We start from the raw sequence: 15,270 nt of genomic DNA on the forward strand, positions 1-15,270 counted from the left end.
CCAATACACTCCTTGCATTTACGCTTGGGCTTGTTTTGCCTCAAAACGATTGGATAAATAAAAACACAGCGGGAAGATTACACTCCACACTAGAGCGATAAAAATATAAGAAAGTACAACGCTTGCGCCCAATTCAACCGCGCCGAATTTGGCGCCGGCGATATAACTAAGCGGCGCGAAGATAGCTCCAGCAACCGCCGCAACGGCCATTCGACCATTAAAGGCGGTTAAACTGTGATAGACCGTACCTGCAAAGGCTGCCCAAAGAAGACTTAGCCAAATTGGAATTGGCCAGAAGCTGACCAGCGTTTCTGTCTCGTTAAAAATGAACAGCCCGCTTAGGGTTAAAAGTGCATCAACCACCGTGCCCAGTAAAAATACCGTGCCCATTAGCTTTATATCTTCCACTCGCTTGGGCGAAATGGCTATCCACAAAAGGATTAACCCTAACACTGGAATTACTGCTTTATTCTGGAACAAGATGACCAGCCACCAAATTCCTTGGAACCATACAAAGTTCGCAACCTTTAGTACCGCACTATTCTTCATTTGAAACGCTCATATTTTCATTACCAAAGCATACGTTTACCGGTACGTGATAGTTCAACCCTATTGCGACAAAAGTAAACGAAAACGCTCCAGTGTAAGTATAGATGCATAGACTGTTTGCTCTTTCCAATTACAAAGGATGTGTTAATCGTGAAAATGGTGAAGTATTACGTACTTGGTGCATTAGTGGCGTTAGCACTAACGCTGACCGTGCCAGTGATATTATTAAAAGTGGTATTTGGTTGGATTGCATTTTCCCTTATTGCCGTAAGCAGCGCCTATTTGCTCAACTATCCAAGCCTGTTTCGCAAACGTGAGGATGGCTCAATACCATTCTACATACGCTGGATTTTTGTACCTTTTTTACTGGGCTCTTGGCTTTACAATGAATACGCACGCAGAACGGATAAAGTCCCTCCCCTACAAAAAATTGAGCCGCACTTATTCCTTGCGTGCCGCATGTCGGGAAAACACGTTAGCCTTTTAAACGAAAACAACATTGATGCCATTCTTGACGTAACCGCTGAATTTGATGGACTGGATTGGACGGCATATCAAGAAGATTACCGCTATTTAAACGTACCGGTACTCGACCATACAAGCCCCACTCCTGAACAACTTGTTTTAGCAATAAATTGGTTGAATCAACAAATTTCTGAAAAGAAAAATGTTGTTGTGCATTGTGCGCTTGGACGAGGTCGCTCTGTTCTGGTAGTTGCAGCCTATTTACTGGCCAAAAACCCTACGTTGAGTGTAGATGATGCATTACGTGAAATTAACCAGATACGCCAAACAGCAAGGCTCAACAAACGTCAATTAGCATCGCTACAGCAGATCAGAGATGGTGGCCTACTTTCACTACAAAAGAATCTAACCCTTATCGTTAATCCAGTTGCTGGGGGCGGTAAATGGGAGCAATACCGAGATGACGTTCTTTCTCGATTAAATGAAAAATTCAAAGTGACCGTGAAAGAAACCACACCTGAAGTAGATGGTAAGGCACTAGCAGATAGAGCAAAACAAGACGGCGCCCACATTATTGTCGCATGCGGCGGCGATGGAACGTTAACTGAAGTCGCCTCGGCTTTGGTCAACACCGACGTTACCATGGGGATTATCCCCTTTGGTACAGCAAACGCACTAAGCCAAGTGTTGCATGGCTACATTAGTAAAGTCATGCCTATTAGTACAGCATGCGACATCATTATAGAGGGCAACACCTTAGCCATAGATACCGCGACCTGTAACGACCACGTTATGCTTTTGGTGGCAGCAGTTGGCTTCGAGGAAAAAATGATTTCGGCCGCTGATCGCGAAGAAAAGAATGTAGGCGGCCAGTTTGCCTACCTAAAAGGGCTATGGAACGCGATTTCAAATAATGAAAACATGACGTTTAAAGTAGCAAAAGACAACCAGCCAGCTGAAACCTTAGAAACGCCGAGCTTTGTTATTGCAAACGCAGCCCCAATGACCACAGCACTTGCTCAGGGCGCAGAGCCGCCCGACATCACCGATGGAAAGCTTGATTTGACCTGGCTATTACCTCAGCCCAGCTCTGATAAACAATTCGCATCGTTAGCAGAGCTAGTGCTAAGTCCAGCTGAAGCAAAGAAGCAATCTGAATCAATACGGCACGAACGCGCATCAAGCATAACGTTAACATTTGATAAGCCCACGGCGTATGCTGTCGACGGCGAGATCTACGAAGGCGAAAAGCTTGAGATAAAAACATGCCCTCGAAGCCTTAACGTTCTCACCAATTTTGAAGAAAAGGATTAAGCAGTACATGACTCAGAAAAGTAACTTTGAAGAAATCTATACCTTTCTTAATGAGAAGTTTGCTAACGAAACGGAATATCTACAGGCGGTACACGAAGTATTAGAAGATATTGTTCCTATTTACAATGCAAACAAAGACTACAAAGCGTTCGATATTATAAGACGCATTTGCATGCCTGAACGCATTATTTATTTTACCGTGTCGTGGATGAACAGTGATGGCGATATTGAAGTCAATCAAGGTTGGCGTGTACAGCACAATTCAGCCATGGGTCCTTACAAAGGTGGCTTGCGCTTTCATCCTACCGTCAACTTATCGGTGCTTAAGTTTCTAGCTTTCGAACAGTGTTTCAAGAATGCCCTGACCGGCTTACCCATGGGCGGAGGTAAAGGCGGGTCAGACTTTAACCCCAAAGGGCGTACTGATCGCGACATTATGTTGTTTTGCCAAGCCTTCATGCGTGAATTACAGCGACATATTGGCGCAAATACCGATGTACCTGCAGGTGACATAAACGTTGGCGCAAGAGAAATAGGATACCTTTATGGCGAGTATCGCAGACTAAACAATAAGTTCGAAGGCGTATTAACCGGTAAAGGCTTAGAATTTGGTGGTAGCTATGTACGTACTGAAGCTACAGGCTTTGGCTTAATTTACTTTTTAGAAGCGGTATGTCGACATCAAGGTACTCCAATTGAAGGCAAAACCATTGCAGTGTCTGGAGCCGGAAACGTAGCGTTGCATGCTGCACTCAAAGCGGTAGAGAAAGGCGGAAAAGTTATTTCGCTGTCTAATAGCCGAGGGCTTTTACATAATGAGAATGGGTTAACTGATACCGCGCTTAAATGGGCAATCGACAACCATGCAAACCGCAACAATATCCTTGCTGACATGGCAGATGAAAACATGGGCAAGTGGATAGCTGATAAAAAGCCTTGGCATTTAAAATGCGACATAGCACTGCCTTGCGCTACGCAAAACGAACTACTTGAAGAAGATGCAAAATCACTGCTAGATAACGGCTGTCAAATGGTACTAGAAGGTGCGAATATGCCGTGCACAAACGAAGCGCAGGCTTTGTTTTTAGACGCCCAAATTGCATACGTACCAGGCAAAGCATCTAACGCTGGCGGCGTTGCGCTATCAGGCTTAGAAATGAGCCAGAACGCCATGTTCAATCAACGTAACGCAAGCGCACTCGATGAACAGCTCTATTCAATTATGGAAAGCATTCATCAGCGCTGTGTTGATGAGGGTAAATCTGAAGGCGATGCTGGAAGCAGCTACGTTGATTATATGAAAGGCGCCAATGTAGCAGCATTTCGTAGACTCGCTGACGCCATGGTCGCACAAGGCGTGTAGCGCATATCCCATCTCCCTCTTTCGGTAAATTCACGGACTTACTGCCGTGAATTTATCGGAAACTGACTTGTAAAATTTGCGTTGTCCCCTTCCCCAACTCAATGACTCTGTGTCACTTCATTTGAAATTTCTTTTAAAAATCAGCGCGTAACAAATATCTCATTCATGGAATAAAAATAGCATTACCACAGGTGTGATTCATTTTTTAGGTATTTATAAGGAACTACCCATGAAAATTTTTGAAGCTTTGCGTCAAGACCATGAAAAGCAACGTTTACTGCTTAAAATTCTAGCTGAAACAAGCGGAAACACTGCTGCGCGCCGTGAATATTATCAAGAGCTTAAGACACAGCTTGAAAGTCATGCCATCGCTGAAGAGCGCCATTTCTATTCTCATCTTCTGGAGAAAGATGCCACTGTAGATTTAACACGTCACGGCATTGCAGAGCATCACGAAATTGATGAGTTACTCGCAAAGCTCGATGACACGGATATGAGTTCACCAGCTTGGTTGCGTCATTTGAAAACACTTCAGGAAAAGGTAGAACATCACCTTGCCGACGAAGAACAGGAATTCTTCCAAGTTGCAGGCAATGTGCTTAATGACCGCCAAAAAACAAAACTTGCAGATGAATATCAAAAAGAGATGAAGCAAGAGTTAGACGACGAAAAGCTCACCGCCTAACATGGAATATGTCACGTTGCCGAAATCGTCCTATTCGACAAACGTCATCACGTAAAAAGCCAGCTATTAAAGCTGGCTTTTGTTTATTTCATATTTGGTTGCTGTACTCGCTACGACTATGCGATTTATTGCATAGCCGCTAATACAGCGTTTTTCACCACCTACTTTTTAGCGATGATGTAAACAGCGTGAATAACACCTGGGAAATAGCCAAGAATAGTTAAAAGGATATTAATCCAAAAGTGAGCACCGATACCCACTTGTAAAAATACGCCCAGCGGTGGAAGTAAAATCGATAAAAGTATACGAATGATGTCCATAATAAATTCCTTGTTTTTGAAGTAATTTCACAACTCAGTGGGCAAAATACTCACACTTTGGCGAAGAAATCAGGCCCGCAGAGCGTTTTACACGCTTCATTATTAGTTTTGCATTTACGATGCCATGTCGCCAAATACTGCTGCAACGGCATGGTGATTACTGTAAAACAATAAATTTAATTTGAAAAAATAGCTATTCACCGAAAGGCGTATTTTGAAGCCAGTCTTCAAGGTCTGAACGGCTAAGTGGGCGACTAATGTAGTAACCTTGAACGATATCACAGCCCCAGTCCTTTAAGATTTCAAGCGACGCTACGTCTTCAACACCTTCAGCCACAACCTTTAAATTAAACACATTCGCCAAACTCAGCACGGTATGAACAATTTGCTGGTCGTTTTCATCACTCGCGAGCGACAGAATAAAACTCTTATCAATTTTAATCGTTTTTACGGGCAAGTTCTTTAAATAGGCTAACGATGAATAGCCTGTACCAAAGTCGTCGATGGCGAAATGAAAGCCCCGCGCCGTTAGTTCATTAAGGTTCTCTATAGCAAGCGACGCATCAGCAACTAAATCGCTTTCTGTTATTTCAAGTTCCAGAGCTTCAGGTGACAGGCCTTCCTGAGTTAAAAGCGACACCAGCTTCCCTAGAAGTACCTTATTTTGAATATCCTGAGTAGATAAGTTCATCGCAACGGTGAACCCATACCCCATACCTCTAAAATAAGCTAAGTCTGAAATGGTTTGCTTCATTACCCAAGTCGTAACTTGCTCAATTAACCCTGCTTGCTCAGCAATGGTAATAAACTCATCAGGTGGAACAAAGCCCAGAACACTATTATTCCAGCGAATAAGCGCTTCCATGCTGCATACTTTCATTGTCTGCAGATCTATTTTTGGCTGGTAAACCATGGACAGTTCGTTTTGCTTGCTAGCCAGCGCACGTTTTAGTTCGGTGGTAATTGATAGTCTGCGATTGTATTTATCTTCTAGTTCTGTCCTATAGCGAACGCACCAGCTGTCGCTGTGTATCGCTTCATCAGTAACAATATTCATTTTTCTGAATAATTCTTCTGATGTTGTTGCATCTTGCGGGCACTGGATAACCGCCATGGCGACTTTTACTGGAATTGCAATCAGGTTACTTTCCACTGGTTGCTCTAATATGTGCTTGAGCGTTTCGAGCTGGTCATCATTAAGTGAATCTTGCGTAATATATAAAATCTCACCGCCAGCTAATCTTGCGGATGTACCAGGCCAACGCTGAAGCCTCTCGGCCAATGCTTTCAGTGTATTATCGCCGTTAGAGTAACCGTAGAGGTCGTTAATGGTTCGAAATCCGATTACGGTAATGGCAACAACCTGTAACTCTCTTTCTTCCTGAAGTTCTGACTCAAAGAACCCTTCAACATAGTTCCGATTGAAAAGCCCGGTAAGCACGTCGTGTTCTGCTTGATAACGAATATGATTTTCACGACTTTTAATACTTGCTTGCATGCTGTCGACTGCGTTGGCAAGTTCGGTAATCTCTTTGAGGTTCGACGGTGCGTCAAGGGTTGCGCCATAGCTTCCTGACGCGACCTTATTCACTGCTTTTACCAAGGTAGACACTGGTCGACTCACGTTCCTGGCAAGCAGCAGAGAAAGACCCAGAGCAATGAATATTGCGACTAAGCAAAATGCCAGAATCGTCAATTGAATACGTGTGAAAGCACTAAATGAAGACGTTGTATCTACAGCTAGAGTTATCTTAACCGGCAAATTGCCATCAGAGGCGATATTCACCTCACGGGCAAAGTAAGTAAGCTCGTCTTTAAAGGTTACATCTATCCACGAGGGGTCGTGTTCTGACGCGAGGATCCGTTGCGCATCATTTTCTTTTAAGGTAGTCGTAAGAACATCATTGGTATTAGTTCTTGAGATAATAATTTCAGCGTCTACGAGCGCTTTTAGCTCTTCTAATAATCTGCTATCAAACTCAACGCCTATTAGCATGTAATATCTAAGCGTAGGTATTTCTACGCGAATTAGATTTAACTGTACTAATTTGTTATCGACTACGAAGAAACCGCTGTCTTTCCCTTTAGCAACCAATGCTAGGCTACTTTCCACATTTTGACCGACTTCGAATAGGTCTGTACGCGTTACAACTACTTGATGGTCTAGACTTACCAGAGCGATGATATCTGTGTTTAGTCGCTGCGCGTAACTGGTAAACGCCGCTTCAATAGAGGGTATATTCTCTGTGCCAACCGCACGCCTGAAATCAAATGAGCGAGACAGTACTTTTGAAACGTTGCGTATGACAGCTTGACGATCCGCAACCACTTTATCGAATACTTTCTCTGCTAAAACAATATTGTGGTCAATGTTTTGAACAACGAGAGTATTGGCTGAGCGCCACACTGCTCCAATTATCAGAAGTGATGCTATCACAATCCCTACGAATAGGGTTTGGAACAAACTCTGACTAAGTGTTTTTTGCACTATAGTGCCTCGTAAAAATTGTTTTGTTTATGTCGCAGACAGTATGACTAAGTATTGAAAAGCATAGCTGAATAATAAAAATAGGAACAGACATAACATCCTGTAAATTTTAGATTTTAACGCTTTGTTACAATTAACAAGGCCAGTTAAAAGTGGGCGTACAGGGTCACCTTAACAAGAATTTCACGGTGTAAAAACAGAAAAGGCCAGCATTGCGCCGGCCTTTACATTTATTTGGTGCGGAAAGCGGGACTTGAACCCGCACGAGCTATGCTCACCACCCCCTCAAGATGGCGTGTCTACCAATTCCACCACTTCCGCGAAAACTTTTTAGTTTGAACCTTCAGCGTCGTCAGACTTTGGTACGTCTGTCACATCGCTTTCAACAACAGGAACATCACTTTGAGCTGCACCTTCAATAACTGGTACGTCTTGATCAGCTGGTAGCTCTACTGGCTCTTCTACTGTCGCTGGAACTTCTAGGTTGTTCCACTCATCTTCTGCGCTTTCACGGTTTGCAGTCATTGCACCCAAAGAAAGGCTAATTAAGAAGAACAAGCCTGCTAATATAGCGGTCGTACGAGTCATGAAGTTACCCGAACCTGATGAACCGAAAACAGTGTTTGAACCGCCTGAGCCAAATGAAGCGCCCATATCTGCACCTTTACCTTGTTGGATCAATACAAATCCAATAAGTAATAGCGCTACAATTAGGTATGCTACTAATAGCACTTCGTAAATCATAAATACCTCGTCAGTTTGCCGCTTGGCAAATTGAAATAAAATCTTCAGCTTTTAAACTGGCTCCGCCAATTAAACCGCCATCTACATCTTTCTGTGCAAATAGGGTTTCAGCATTATCTGGCTTAACACTACCACCGTACAAAATACGAAGGCCTTGAGCCAATTGTGCGTCTACTTTATTAAAGTAGCCGCGAATAAATTCGTGTACTTCTTGTGCTTGCTCAGGGCTGGCTGTTTTACCAGTACCAATTGCCCAAATCGGCTCGTATGCAATAACAGTTTTGCTGAGTTCGTCTACCGACATGGCGCTAACTAGTGCATCTAGTTGCTCGCCAACAAACGATTCAACATCACCTGCTTCTCTCACTTCAAGTGGCTCACCTACACAAATGATGGGTACAACACCTGAAGAAACACATTGCTTTGCCTTTAATGCAACAAGTTCGCTTGACTCGCCTTGGTCTTCTCGTCTTTCTGAATGCCCAACAATTGCGTAACCGCAACCTGCTTCTTTAAGCATTTCAACTGACAACTCACCAGTGTGAGCGCCGTTATTAAGATGACTTACGTTTTGAGCACCAATGGCAAACGAATGGGTTTCAAATGCGTGTAAAAGAAGTGAAGGAGCGCAAATTACGATTTCCGAATCAGCTTTTACATTCGCCAGTTTTTGATTAAATTCAGCAACTAATGCCAAATTTCCGTTCATTTTCCAGTTGCCAGCCACGAATGGCTTTCTAAGATTTTTACTCACAACGCAGACCTTAGCCCTGTCTTCAAAGCGGGCGTGATATTAACTATTTAATTGAGAAGATACAAGCACAAAAAGCAAAATTTCCTGCTACGCCAACTAATTGGCGAGATTACGAACAGTTTCAGCAATATGCTCTGCCCATTTGTGAGATTGGCTTTCGTCATTCGACTCAACCATCACACGAATTAACGGCTCAGTACCACTTTTACGTAGAAGTACCCTGCCCGTTTTACCTAACGCAGACTCAGCCTCTTTCTTAGCATTTTGTACATTGCTGTGTGCTAAATAATCCACTTCTTGGTTAGCGTACCTCACGTTAACTAGCGTTTGCGGGTACATTTCAAACCCACTTGCTAAGTCGTGTAAGTCCATGTGCGAACGAAGCATTGCGGCAAGCACTTGAAGCCCAGCTACAATACCGTCACCCGTAGAGCTCATATTAAGATTGAGAACATGACCAGAGTTTTCACCGCCAATAGACCAGCCTTTTTGCTGTAGCAGCTCCATCACATAACGGTCGCCAACATTACTTCTTGCGAAAGGAACACCAAGCTTTGACAACGCATTTTCAAGGCCTAAATTGCTCATCAACGTGCCAACGACACCACCCTGCATTTTGCCGTTCTTAAGCGCGTCGCGGGCAATGATGTAAACAATCTGGTCACCATCAAGCACATTACCAAGGTGGTCTACCATCATAATGCGATCGCCATCGCCGTCTAGGGCAAAGCCAAGATCAGCGCCGGTCTCCTTAACCTTTTCAACAATCGCATCCATTGAGGTTGCGCCCACACCGTCGTTAATGTTTAAGCCGTTAGGCGCTGTACCAAGTTCGATAACCGTAGCACCTAACTCTCTCAATACATTGGGGGCAATGTGATACGTTGCGCCATGTGCGCAGTCCACAACAATTTTAAGATCTGTCAGCGATAATTCTGAAGGGAATGTCCCCTTACAAAACTCAATATAACGACCCGCAGCGTCGTTTATACGCGTGGCCTTACCCAGCTTATCAGATGCCACACATGTCATTGGACGCTCAAGCATATCTTCAATCGCTAATTCGATATCATCATCAAGCTTAAAGCCTTGCGCTGAGAAAAATTTAATGCCGTTGTCATAAAACGGATTATGTGACGCACTAATCACTATCCCTGCTTCTGAGCGAAATGTTTTGGTGAGATAAGCAATGGCTGGCGTTGGCATGGGGCCTAGCAAGCCGATATTGATACCAGCAGCCGATAAACCAGCCTCTAAAGACGACTCTAGCATGTAGCCAGAAATACGCGTGTCTTTACCAATAAGTACTTTGTTCGTCCCTCGTCCGGCAAGGACCTTACCTGCTGCCCACCCGAGTTTTGTAACAAACTCTGGGTTGATATTGCTCTCGCCTACCTTTCCGCGGATACCGTCGGTGCCGAAATATTTGCGCTGCGTCATTATTATTCCTTATTTTACTGAATTCAGCATTTTCACGATATTGACAGCATCAGCTGTTTCTTTCACGTCGTGAACGCGAATTATCTGTGCGCCCATTTGGGCGACAATTGTAGCGAGGCTTATGCTTCCCGCCAAGCGCTCATCCACTTTTCTATTTAGCAAATTGCCAATCATCGACTTGCGAGACATGCCTACTAACACTGGGTAACCCAGCTTCATAAGCGATGGCAAGTGTTTCACCAGCGTATAATTGTGTTCCAGTGACTTTCCGAAACCGTAGCCAGGGTCGAACAAAATCTTGTCTTTAGCAATGCCCGCTTCTTCACACACTTTGGTGCGCGCGAGTAGAAACTGACCCACATCATTCACTACATCATCATACTCAGGGCTTTGCTGCATGGTTCTGGGTTGCCCCTGCATATGCATTAAACAAACAGGTACTTGTGCTTCAGCTGCTACTTGCAATGCACCAGGCTCTTGTAACGCGCGTACATCGTTGATTAGCCCCGCGCCGGCTTTCACCGCTTCCCGCATAACGTCAGCCTTGCTGGTATCAATAGAAATAACACATGGGGTATTTTTAGCTACGGCTTCAATAACGGGTATTGTGCGGTCAAGCTCTTCCTGCAGCGATACGTCGGGCGCGCCTGGCCTTGTCGATTCACCACCTATATCAATAAAAGTTGCCCCTTCTTCAATCATGCGAAGCGCATGGTCAAGGGCTTGAGATACATTTGTGTGCTTGCCGCCGTCAGAAAATGAATCAGGAGTAACATTTAAAATGCCCATTACCTGAGGCTGTGACAGATCTATGAAGTACTTACCAAACTGCATGAATTACCTGCATTATCTTTATTTTGAAATTACCGTATTTCTTAGACAGAAAATATGTTGAGAAATGAAGCTATAAAGCAAACTGATTTTGATCCGCTGTGTTAGCAATGAAACCTACTTAAAAATGCATGCTCTTTGCCTTGTTGCTTGCTGAATTCTTTGGTTAGTTCTTCGCCGTGATTTTTTCATTGTTCTTTGCAAAGAACAGTGTAAAGCGTAACGAAATAAATAACTCAGCTGACACCGTGACATAAACTGTAAGTCAAATTCCCAGGTTAAAATCAATCAGCTCTAACAAAAAACGCCAGTTAAACTGGCGTTTTTCAATGGATGTAGAAGGTTAGCTTGGAATATCGCCCGGCTTACCTACCGACGGTTTGTCTACACCGTCATTTTTAATTTCACCTTCGCGAACCGGCGCACCACCACTTGGCTTATCGCCACCCGATGGCTTGCTGTCATCCCAGTCAGCAGGAGGACGAACGTCAGTGCGGTTCATCAGATCATCAATTTGCTTAGCATCAATGGTTTCGTACTTCATCAGTGCGTCTTTCATTGAATGTAAAATATCGATGTTGTCTTCAAGGATCTTTTGAGCGCGCTCGTAGTTGCGGTCAATCAGTGACTTAATTTCCGCATCAATGGCACGTGCTGTGTCATCAGACATATTTGTTGCCTTAGACATAGACTTGCCTAGGAACACTTCACCTTCGTCTTCAGCGTAAAGCATTGGACCCATTTTGCTCGACAAGCCCCATTGGGTCACCATCTTACGTGCAATTTCAGTTGCGCGTTCGATGTCGTTAGATGCACCCGTTGTTACTTTGTCGTCACCATAAATAATGGCTTCAGCAATACGCCCACCAAACAAGCTAGAAATCATACTTTCTAAGTGCTGTTTAGAGTGGCTCACTCGGTCTTGCTCTGGTAAGTACATGGTCACACCCAGCGCGCGACCGCGTGGAATGATTGACACTTTGTATACCGGATCGTGCTCTGGCACTAAGCGACCTACGATAGCGTGACCCGCTTCGTGATACGCTGTCATTTCTTTTTCAGGCTCAGACATCACCATAGACTTACGCTCAGAGCCCATCATGATTTTGTCTTTCGCTTTCTCAAACTCTTCCATAGAAACAAGGCGCTTGTTGCCGCGAGCAGCGAATAACGCAGCTTCGTTTACTAGGTTAGCAAGGTCAGCACCTGAGAAACCTGGTGTACCGCGAGCAATAACTGACGGTTCTACGTTATCAGCCACTGGCACTTTGCGAATATGAACCTTAAGAATTTGTTCACGGCCGCGGATGTCAGGAAGACCAACCACTACTTGACGGTCAAAACGACCAGGACGAAGAAGCGCAGGGTCTAGTACGTCAGGACGGTTAGTTGCCGCAATAACGATAATACCTTCATGACCTTCAAAGCCGTCCATTTCAACAAGCATCTGGTTAAGGGTTTGTTCACGTTCGTCGTGACCACCACCTAGACCAGCACCACGTTGACGGCCTACCGCATCGATTTCATCGATAAAGATAATACAAGGCGCCGCTTTTTTCGCTTGCTCGAACATGTCACGCACACGAGATGCACCTACACCCACGAACATTTCAACGAAGTCAGAACCCGAGATAGTAAAGAATGGTACTTTCGCTTCGCCGGCAATCGCTTTTGCAAGCAAAGTTTTACCCGTACCAGGAGGACCTACCATTAGTACGCCCTTCGGAATTTTACCACCTAGTTTTTGGAACTTAGACGGATCGCGCAGGAAGTCTACCAATTCAGATACATCTTCTTTCGCTTCGTCACAGCCTGCTACGTCAGCAAATGTTGTCTTAATCTGGTCTTCACCAAGTAGGCGAGCTTTGCTCTTACCGAATGACATAGCGCCACGGCCGCCACCACCTTGCATTTGACGCATGAAGAAAATCCACACACCAATAAGCAGTAACATGGGGAACCATGAAATGAAAATAGACGTCAGAAGAGACTGCTCTTCTGGTGGTTCACCGTACACTCTTACGTCGTTCTTAACCAAGTCAGAAATTAACTTGTCATCGAAGTAAGGTACGAATGTTTGGAAAGTTTCGCCTGAACGCTTAGTACCTCGAATTTCGCCACTATTATTGATGCGAACTTCTCGAATATTTCCCTGTTCTGCTTCTCTCAAAAACGTTGTGTAGTCAGTTTGCGAACGAGACGATTCACTCGGTGAAAAGCTCTGGAAAACCGACATTAAAACAACGGCGATGACTAACCATAAGATTAAATTTTTTGCCATATCGCTCAATGCTACTAACCTCTATAAACCCGAATTGCTTGTATATTCAACAAGTTGTTTATTGAATAAACGACACAACTCGCAACGAAAACCGCTTATCTCAAAGCGTACTACACTTTATACCCACAAGCCACCAAATACACCTCTCGCGAACGTGATCTGGACGAGTCAGGCTTACGCGTCTTTATGGTTGTGAAAGATTGTTTAAGTGCGTTCATGAACTCAACAAACCCCTCACCTTGGAACACCTTTATGACAAACGAACCACCAGGCTTTAACACTTGGTGACACATATCAAGCGCTAGTTCGCAAAGATACATAGAGCGAGATTGGTCAACCGACGCGTTACCTGCAAGGTTCGGTGCCATATCAGACAACACAATATCTACGGTGTTCCCACCGATTCTGTTCAATAGTGCGTCGAGAACAGCGTCCTCTCTGAAATCACCTTGTAAAAAGTCTACGCCCACGATTGGGTCCATGGGCAAAATATCGCACGCGATAACTTGACCATTGTCGCCAACGAGCTGTGCGGCTAGCTGTGACCAGCCCCCCGGTGCAGCACCAAGGTCTACAAGTGTCATTCCTGGTTTAATAAGCTTATCTTTTTTCTGAATTTCTTCCAGTTTATAGATAGCTCGCGAGCGCCAACCTTCCTTATTTGCTTTTTGCACATAATGGTCGTTAACGTGTTCTTGTAGCCAGCGTTTACTGCTGGCGGAGTGTTTCTTTTTTGTCATTCCAATACAATGTCATTAGGATTGTAGAGAAGATGGCGTTAGAATACGTTATTTCAAGCATAAACTAACAGATTAATTGTAAGAAATATTACTTCATGAAACTTTCAAATAAACAGAAACAATTCCTAAAAGGCCTTGCACACCCTTTAAAACCTGTTGTGCAGCTAGGTGGGAACGGCCTGACAGAAGGTGTGGTTGCCGAAATTGACAACGCCCTTAGCCATCACGAATTAATTAAAGTTAAGGTGCCAACAGACGATCGCGAAGAAAAAGCGCTAATCATGGATGCCATTGTTCGTGAAACAAACTCAGTTAAGCTACAGGTAATCGGCCACACGCTAATTATCTACCGTCAAAGCGAAGACTGTAAAATTCAGTTGCCAAAATAGCTGCAAAATAACCGAATATAAGGTGCCGATCCCCGTCGGCACCGTAGTTTTTCTTCTTACTTCCCGTTAACATCACTTTAATAATAGTGAAAAACTAGGGTTTAAGGGAAATCTATGACGCTAAATAATCTTACTGCCATTGTTACTGGCGGTTGTTCCGGACTTGGTCACGCCACTGCTATCGCACTTCGAGATGCAGGTGCTAACGTCAGCCTTTTCGACTTAAATGAAGAGCTTGGCGCACAGCGCGTAGAAGAATTAGGCAAAAACAACACACTTTTCACCAAAGTCGATGTACGCGATGAAACTTCTGTTCAAGCAGCTATAGACGCGACAACCGAAAGGTTTGGCGCCATTTCTTTAGTGGTTAACTGTGCAGGCATCGCACCAGCTAAGCGACTGCTCGACAAAGAAGGCAATCCGGCGCCGTTGGGTGACTTCCAGAAAACTATCGATATTAACTTAGTAGGAAGCTTTAATGTTTCTCGCTTAGTTGCAGCGACGATGGCAAAGCAATCGCCAATTAGCGAGGAAGGCGAACGCGGTCTTATCGTAAACACTGCTTCAGTTGCTGGCTACGAAGGTCAAATAGGGCAAACCGCTTATGCTGCGAGTAAAGGTGGTATTATCGGCCTAACTCTTCCAATGGCTCGAGACTTAGCCCCGTTGGGTATTCGTGTTAACACCATTGCGCCGGGTGTAATGGGCACGCCAATGCTACTTGCTATGCCAGAAAAGGTGCAAGACGCCCTTTCTGCTAACGTTCAGTTTCCTAAGCGCCTTGGCCTACCTGAAGAGTTTGCAAAACTGGTTATTCATATGGCAAACAACAGTTACTTGAATGGTGAGACCATCCGACTAGATGGTGGTTTACGCATGCCACCTAAATAGTTGCGAGGTTTTGCCA

At 44.4% G+C, this 15,270-nt stretch carries 14 protein-coding genes and 1 tRNA gene; 5 read left to right on the forward strand and 10 right to left on the reverse strand.

The features are described from left to right. Window positions 1-18: 18 nt before the first annotated feature. Window positions 19-549: a DUF2878 domain-containing protein gene (locus ACFI6J_RS11820; protein WP_039229417.1), complete on the reverse strand. Its 531-nt coding sequence runs from the start codon at window positions 547-549 to the stop codon at window positions 19-21. A 150-nt stretch (window positions 550-699) separates the two neighbouring features. Between ACFI6J_RS11820 and ACFI6J_RS11825 the strand changes: the two genes are divergently transcribed. The 3 genes from ACFI6J_RS11825 to ACFI6J_RS11835 all read left to right on the forward strand — a co-directional run bounded on the left by ACFI6J_RS11825 (window position 700) and on the right by ACFI6J_RS11835 (window position 4,376). Further along, window positions 700-2,328 (forward strand): diacylglycerol kinase family protein, encoded by a 1,629-nt coding sequence (locus ACFI6J_RS11825; RefSeq protein ID WP_278345868.1) that lies wholly within the window; start codon window positions 700-702, stop codon window positions 2,326-2,328. Window positions 2,329-2,335: 7 nt separating this feature from the next. Further along, entirely contained in the window at window positions 2,336-3,691 is a 1,356-nt protein-coding gene (gene gdhA / locus ACFI6J_RS11830; RefSeq protein ID WP_014949373.1) for an NADP-specific glutamate dehydrogenase, read from the forward strand. Window positions 3,692-3,920: 229 nt separating this feature from the next. Next, window positions 3,921-4,376: a hemerythrin domain-containing protein gene (locus tag ACFI6J_RS11835; protein WP_014949372.1), complete on the forward strand. Its 456-nt coding sequence runs from the start codon at window positions 3,921-3,923 to the stop codon at window positions 4,374-4,376. A gap of 161 nt (window positions 4,377-4,537) precedes the next feature. On the opposite strand, the gene ACFI6J_RS11840 is transcribed toward ACFI6J_RS11835, so the two are convergent. From ACFI6J_RS11840 to rlmE, 9 genes are all read right to left on the reverse strand, one after another. Continuing rightward, window positions 4,538-4,696, reverse strand: coding sequence for a YqaE/Pmp3 family membrane protein (locus ACFI6J_RS11840; protein WP_014949371.1), 159 nt, complete (start codon window positions 4,694-4,696; stop codon window positions 4,538-4,540). Window positions 4,697-4,889: 193 nt separating this feature from the next. Next, on the reverse strand, window positions 4,890-7,184 hold the full coding sequence (locus ACFI6J_RS11845; RefSeq protein WP_278344102.1) for a putative bifunctional diguanylate cyclase/phosphodiesterase: 2,295 nt from the start codon (window positions 7,182-7,184) through the stop codon (window positions 4,890-4,892). 235 nt (window positions 7,185-7,419) lie between these two features. After that, window positions 7,420-7,505, reverse strand: a tRNA-Leu gene (locus ACFI6J_RS11850). A 9-nt stretch (window positions 7,506-7,514) separates the two neighbouring features. After that, window positions 7,515-7,928, reverse strand: a complete 414-nt coding sequence (gene secG, locus ACFI6J_RS11855) for a preprotein translocase subunit SecG (protein WP_278344101.1) — start codon at window positions 7,926-7,928, stop codon at window positions 7,515-7,517. Between the two features lie 10 nt (window positions 7,929-7,938). Further along, the gene (tpiA, locus tag ACFI6J_RS11860; RefSeq protein WP_039229431.1) at window positions 7,939-8,682 is read right to left on the reverse strand and encodes a triose-phosphate isomerase; all 744 of its coding nucleotides are present in this window, start codon (window positions 8,680-8,682) and stop codon (window positions 7,939-7,941) included. Window positions 8,683-8,778: 96 nt separating this feature from the next. Further along, the gene (glmM, locus tag ACFI6J_RS11865; protein ID WP_014949367.1) at window positions 8,779-10,122 is read right to left on the reverse strand and encodes a phosphoglucosamine mutase; all 1,344 of its coding nucleotides are present in this window, start codon (window positions 10,120-10,122) and stop codon (window positions 8,779-8,781) included. Window positions 10,123-10,131: 9 nt separating this feature from the next. Further along, on the reverse strand, window positions 10,132-10,956 hold the full coding sequence (gene folP, locus ACFI6J_RS11870; protein WP_039232715.1) for a dihydropteroate synthase: 825 nt from the start codon (window positions 10,954-10,956) through the stop codon (window positions 10,132-10,134). A 340-nt stretch (window positions 10,957-11,296) separates the two neighbouring features. Beyond that, on the reverse strand, window positions 11,297-13,243 hold the full coding sequence (gene ftsH / locus ACFI6J_RS11875) for an ATP-dependent zinc metalloprotease FtsH (protein ID WP_278344098.1): 1,947 nt from the start codon (window positions 13,241-13,243) through the stop codon (window positions 11,297-11,299). Between the two features lie 101 nt (window positions 13,244-13,344). Further along, window positions 13,345-13,974, reverse strand: a complete 630-nt coding sequence (rlmE, locus tag ACFI6J_RS11880) for a 23S rRNA (uridine(2552)-2'-O)-methyltransferase RlmE (protein WP_014949364.1) — start codon at window positions 13,972-13,974, stop codon at window positions 13,345-13,347. A gap of 95 nt (window positions 13,975-14,069) precedes the next feature. Between rlmE and yhbY the strand changes: the two genes are divergently transcribed. Next, window positions 14,070-14,363, forward strand: a complete 294-nt coding sequence (gene yhbY / locus ACFI6J_RS11885) for a ribosome assembly RNA-binding protein YhbY (RefSeq protein WP_014949363.1) — start codon at window positions 14,070-14,072, stop codon at window positions 14,361-14,363. A 114-nt stretch (window positions 14,364-14,477) separates the two neighbouring features. Then, a complete protein-coding gene (locus ACFI6J_RS11890) occupies window positions 14,478-15,254 on the forward strand; it encodes a 3-hydroxyacyl-CoA dehydrogenase (protein WP_061094926.1) in 777 nt (258 codons plus the stop codon). The last annotated feature ends 16 nt before the right edge of the window (window positions 15,255-15,270 follow it).

The organism is Alteromonas sp. G4i13 (assembly GCF_054960505.1).

Coding starts and splice junctions, on each gene's coding strand:
- ACFI6J_RS11820 (WP_039229417.1), bottom strand. CDS start 549: ATGAAGAATAGTGCGGTACTAAAGGTTGCGAACTTTGTATGGTTCCAA.
- gdhA (WP_014949373.1), top strand. CDS start 2,336: ATGACTCAGAAAAGTAACTTTGAAGAAATCTATACCTTTCTTAATGAG.
- ACFI6J_RS11835 (WP_014949372.1), top strand. CDS start 3,921: ATGAAAATTTTTGAAGCTTTGCGTCAAGACCATGAAAAGCAACGTTTA.
- ACFI6J_RS11840 (WP_014949371.1), bottom strand. CDS start 4,696: ATGGACATCATTCGTATACTTTTATCGATTTTACTTCCACCGCTGGGC.
- secG (WP_278344101.1), bottom strand. CDS start 7,928: ATGATTTACGAAGTGCTATTAGTAGCATACCTAATTGTAGCGCTATTA.
- glmM (WP_014949367.1), bottom strand. CDS start 10,122: ATGACGCAGCGCAAATATTTCGGCACCGACGGTATCCGCGGAAAGGTA.
- folP (WP_039232715.1), bottom strand. CDS start 10,956: ATGCAGTTTGGTAAGTACTTCATAGATCTGTCACAGCCTCAGGTAATG.
- rlmE (WP_014949364.1), bottom strand. CDS start 13,974: ATGACAAAAAAGAAACACTCCGCCAGCAGTAAACGCTGGCTACAAGAA.
- yhbY (WP_014949363.1), top strand. CDS start 14,070: ATGAAACTTTCAAATAAACAGAAACAATTCCTAAAAGGCCTTGCACAC.
- ACFI6J_RS11890 (WP_061094926.1), top strand. CDS start 14,478: ATGACGCTAAATAATCTTACTGCCATTGTTACTGGCGGTTGTTCCGGA.